Raw genomic sequence first — 5,219 nt, 5'->3', positions numbered from 1 at the left:
TTAAAAGAATTGCTGGTTTATTTTACTTAACTTTATTCTGTTCAATTTTCAAAGATCTCATTTGCAAGTCTTAAGCAACTTGCTCATTTATAATAACATTTGAGTTTTAAATTGTCAACACTTTTGTTTTACAATTTTCTCTCTCAGTTAACCGCCGTTCCCGACGACGCTATTTATAATATCACGATTATTTTATCCTTCAAATACTCAATTATATTATTATTAAAAATTATTTTTATCTAGCTAATTTATTCTACTTTATTCTTTAAATTTTATATAATGATACGCCAGGGGGAGTTAATTTACTTTTAGGACACTATATGCCTTATATTGTAATTTATTATTTGGCTTAATATATTACTTTTCTTAATATATATTCGATATTAATATATAATGTATATTATAACAGTAAAATTTTAGGGGGATTTTTATGATCAAAAAAATAATTGCAATTATTATGGCTTCTTCTTTTTTATTAGTAGGTTGTTCAGAAGCTGATGACCAAACATCTTCAGATGAAAATAAAACAACTTTAACTACATCATATAAAAAAGAAATAGATACTTCAAAGAGAATAGTTCTATCAGGTAAAACTTCTGATTATACTAAATACTCCTTTTTAGGAAACTTATTATTCTTCCCTGATCCTAATAATGATAATAAACTTTCGGTTGCTGAAATAAAAGAAGATACATCTACTATAAATGAATCTATTATTAAAGAAAGCTTTGACTATTCAGTAGATTCATTAGTATCAGACGGTAACTACATATACTTTTCATCAATATCTGCTGATAAAGGCGTTTATAAATTAGATTATCAAAAGAAAGAAATAACTAATGTTATAAACAATTCTACTTTTAACTTAGTTTATCAAAACGATTTTTTATATTACATAGATTCATTAAGTAAGGGTATTTATTCAATTAATCTAAAGACTACTGAGAAAAAATTATTATCATCAAAACAAGCAAGTGAGTTTATACTAAACAACAATTCAATATTTTATAAAAACATTGAAGATGGAAATAAGTTATATTGCCTAAAAATTGATGCTTCTGCCAACTTTAAATTAACAGATTATCCTGTTGATAGCTTTGTAATATATAATAATTTCATATTATTTTCAAATACGACAGAGAAAAACTATGTATATTCTATAGATGCTTCTAATTTAGAAGTAAAAAAAGTTTTATCTTTAAGTGCATCTAAATTAAAACAATATGAAAATACTATATACTTTATAAATAATGATGATCCAAACTCTATTTATAAGATTTCTGAGGAAGGAGATAATGATGAGCTTAAATACGAAGAAGTCTTTTCAAGTTTTACTAATGATTATTTCCCATATGAAGATGGCTTATTTATAGAAGCTGCTTCTAACATAAACGAAGTTATCTTATTAAAAAACAAATAACTTTAGATATAGACTTTCTATTATAAAGAAAAAGAGATTGCTTAAAGCAATCTCTTTATTTACTATATTTCAACTCTATAAGCTATTTACTAATTCCTTAAACTTATCTCCCCTTATAGCAAAGTTAGGGAACATATCAAAAGAAGCACAAGCTGGCGATAATGTTACTATATCTCCTGGTACTGCTACTTCCTTTGCCTTTAGCACAGCCTCTTCTAAACTTTCCACTATAATAGTATTAACTTCTATACCTTTTTCTTCTTTAAGCTTATCAAAAGATGCCTTTATTAAATCTTTAGTTGCACCTAATAAAATAAGCTCCTTAATATATGGATATCCCTCATATGCTAATGGTTCAAATGGAATTTGTTTATCATATCCACCAGCTATTAATATTACCTTTCTCTCAAAAGCAAATAATCCAGCCAATGTTCTGGTTGGGCTTGAAGCTATAGAATCATTATAATACTTAACTCCATTAACCTCTCTAACTAATTCACATCTATGTTCTACTCCGCCAAAAGTTTCTGCAACTCTTTTCATAACATCTATAGATACATCATCTTTAGTTGCTAGGAATGCAGCTAAATAATTTTCTACATTGTGAATTCCCTTAATTAAAATATCATCCTTCTTACAAACTTCTTTACCTTCTAGATATAAGGCATTATCTTTAAAATATGCTCCATCTGATATTTCTCTCTTTGAGCTAAATTCTTTAACTTCACCCCTTGCTTCATTTACAAAACCATGAGTTATATCATTTTCTCTATTTAATATCAACCTTTCATCATTTTCTTGATATAAGAAGATATTCTTTTTAGAATCTATATATTCTTGCATATCTTTATGCATATCTAAATGATTTGGTGCTAAATTAGTTACTACAGCAACATCTATAGGTAATTTCATTGTCATAAGTTGAAAACTAGATAGCTCTAACACTACCTTATCTTCTTCTTTTATCTCTTCAATATTAGCAAATAATGGAGTTCCAATATTTCCTCCTACCCAAGTTTTATATCCAGCTTCTTTTAATAACTTTGAAATAATAGTTGTAGTTGTTGTCTTCCCATCACTTCCTGTTACTCCAAATACTTTTCCCCTGCAGTATCTTACGAACTCTTCCATTTCAGAAGTAATATAAGCACCTTCATTTTTAGCCCTAACTAATGCGTCACAATCTATTCTCATTGATGGTGTTTTAAATACAACCTCAAATCCTGTTAATCTATCTAAGTAACCTTCACCTAATTCTAAAACTACTGAAAGACTATCAAATTCATTAGCAATATCACCTAGTTCATTTCTACTTTTCATATCAAAAGCTGTTACCTTAGCTCCAAGTTTAACTAGAAATCTAATAAGAGGTATATTACTAACCCCTATTCCTACTACTGCAACATTTTTACCTTTAATAAATTCTTTAAATTCCTCAAACGATTTTTTCATACTACTTCCTCCAAATATCTATAAAAATATTATATATAAGTTATAATAAAGATTCTACCTTGTTATTAAGTTATTTTTCATCTAACAATTTTTCAGTAGGTACAATGTTTTAACAACTATATATAATAGCTTCTAATCTTTCTTCTACTATGTATAAGTCTATCTAATTACCATTATTTAAGTCTGTCCCAATTTAAAATTATTATAACACTTTAAATAATTAAATACAAAAATAGGGAGAAGGTGCTGTGGCACATCGTAAATTTAAGAATAATTAAAAAATTTAATGAAAAAAACTCCCGTAGGAGTTTTTTTAAGCAAATAATTTTAGTAATTCTGTAAGAATCACATAATTAATTTTTAATTTTAATTTAAGCTGATAATACCACAGCTATATTCTAACTGAGCTATCTTACTTTATAATAGATCATTCTATTTATATCATCTTTTTAATATTAATAATTAGAATTCTAAACTTTTTTCGATATAAGCTTCTAAATCAGAAATCTTAACTCTTTCTTGTTCCATAGTATCTCTATTTCTGATAGTAACTGCTCCATCTTCTAAAGTATCGAAATCTATAGTGATACAGAATGGAGTTCCAATTTCATCTTGTCTTCTATATCTCTTACCGATACTTCCAGCTTCATCATATTCTAAATTAAACTTCTTACTTAAATCAGCATATACTTCTAAAGCTTTTTCAGAAAGTTTCTTTGAAAGTGGTAATATAGCAGCCTTATATGGAGCTAAAGCTGGATGTAAGTGCATTACTGTTCTAACATCTCCACCTTCTAATTCTTCCTCATCATATGCATCAACTAAGAATGCTAAAGCAACTCTATCAGCTCCTAATGATGGTTCTATTACGTAAGGTACATATTTCTCATTAGTAGTAGGATCTAAGTAGCTCATATCTTGACCTGAATGTTCTTGGTGCTTTTTAAGGTCATAATCAGTTCTATCTGCTATTCCCCATAACTCACCCCAACCAAATGGGAATAAGTATTCAATATCTGATGTAGCATTAGAATAGAATGATAATTCTTCTTCACCATGATCTCTCATTCTAAGGTTACCTTCATTAACTCCTAAGTTTAATAAGAAGTTTAGGCAGTAATCTTTCCAATACTTAAACCATTCTAAATCTGTTCCTGGCTTACAGAAGAATTCTAATTCCATTTGTTCAAATTCTCTAGTTCTAAAAGTAAAGTTTCCTGGTGTAATTTCATTTCTGAAAGACTTACCTATTTGAGCAATCCCAAATGGAACTTTCTTTCTTGAAGATCTTTGAACTGACTTAAAGTTTACAAATATACCTTGAGCAGTTTCTGGTCTTAAATATATTGTACTAGCTGAATCTTCAGTAATCCCTTGGAAAGTCTTAAACATTAAGTTAAACTTTCTAATATCAGTGTAGTTTAACTTACCACACTTAGGGCAAACAATTTTATTGCTTTCAATATAGTCTTTTAATTGTTCATTAGTCCAACCATCTGCACTTGCAACTTCTGCACCATTTGCAGTCATATGATCTTCAACTATTTTATCAGCTCTAAATCTAGCTTTACATTCTTTACAATCCATTAAAGGGTCAGAGAATCCCCCAACGTGTCCTGATGCAACCCAAACTTCTGGATTCATTAATATAGCACAATCTACTCCAACGTTATATGGACTTTCTTGTACAAACTTCTTCCACCACGCTTTTTTTACATTATTTTTGAATTCAACTCCTAATGGGCCATAATCCCAAGAGTTTGCAAGTCCTCCGTATATTTCAGATCCTGGGAATACAAATCCTCTGCTTTTGCAAAGAGCAACGATTTTTTCCATAGTTTTTTCTACTGCCATTTTAATACCTCCAATTTTTTATAATAAAAAAAGGCCCTAAACCTAAAGGGACGAAATACTTATTCCGCGGTTCCACCCTTCTTGGCTCTAGCCCTGCTTTCAAAAATTAATACTCAAAAGCGCCCTTCAACTTAAATTTATAACGATTTTCACCAATCATCGCCTCTCTAAAATAAACTTTAAGCTTACTCCTCTTTCTCACAGCATTTATTAAATTATATATCCATTTTACCAAAAGCCTTTTATATGTCAAGCAAAAAAGAATTATTCACAATGTATATACTTTATAATTTTCAAATAAAAAATTCACTTCCTAGATTATCGGTTTTACTATACTCATAAAGTTATCTTCAAATTTTGATTTATTGTAATTTACTAAAAAACAAAAAAGAGTTTTATAACAATAGATTATAAATCTACTCTTATAAAACTCTTTTATAAAATGGCTCCGTGGAGAGGATTCGAACCTCCAACCTATCGGTTAACAGCCGAG

3 protein-coding genes and 1 other annotated feature are annotated in these 5,219 nt (G+C 28.7%); of the genes, 1 reads left to right on the top strand and 2 read right to left on the bottom strand.

What is annotated here, in order from left to right:
- The first annotated feature begins 430 nt into the window (after nt 1-430).
- Nucleotides 431-1,420 carry a DUF5050 domain-containing protein gene (locus E5347_RS16595; RefSeq protein ID WP_136008338.1) on the top strand — a complete coding sequence of 330 codons (990 nt, stop codon included), beginning with the start codon at nt 431-433 and terminating at the stop codon, nt 1,418-1,420.
- 75 nt (nt 1,421-1,495) lie between these two features.
- On the opposite strand, the gene murD is transcribed toward E5347_RS16595, so the two are convergent.
- Together murD and E5347_RS16585 are read right to left on the bottom strand one after the other, a co-directional pair.
- Nucleotides 1,496-2,872 carry a UDP-N-acetylmuramoyl-L-alanine--D-glutamate ligase gene (gene murD / locus E5347_RS16590; RefSeq protein WP_136008337.1) on the bottom strand — a complete coding sequence of 459 codons (1,377 nt, stop codon included), beginning with the start codon at nt 2,870-2,872 and terminating at the stop codon, nt 1,496-1,498.
- A gap of 462 nt (nt 2,873-3,334) precedes the next feature.
- Entirely contained in the window at nt 3,335-4,726 is a 1,392-nt protein-coding gene (locus E5347_RS16585) for a glycine--tRNA ligase (RefSeq protein ID WP_136008336.1), read from the bottom strand.
- A gap of 43 nt (nt 4,727-4,769) precedes the next feature.
- Nucleotides 4,770-4,937, bottom strand: a binding site (T-box leader).
- Nucleotides 4,938-5,219 lie beyond the last annotated feature (282 nt).

The sequence above is a fragment of the Clostridium sartagoforme genome (assembly GCF_004794105.1).
GTDB classification, from domain to species: domain Bacteria; phylum Bacillota; class Clostridia; order Clostridiales; family Clostridiaceae; genus Clostridium; species Clostridium sartagoforme_B.
The sequence above is the reverse complement of the archived record's forward strand: the minus strand, read 5'-3'. Positions and strand labels throughout refer to the sequence as shown.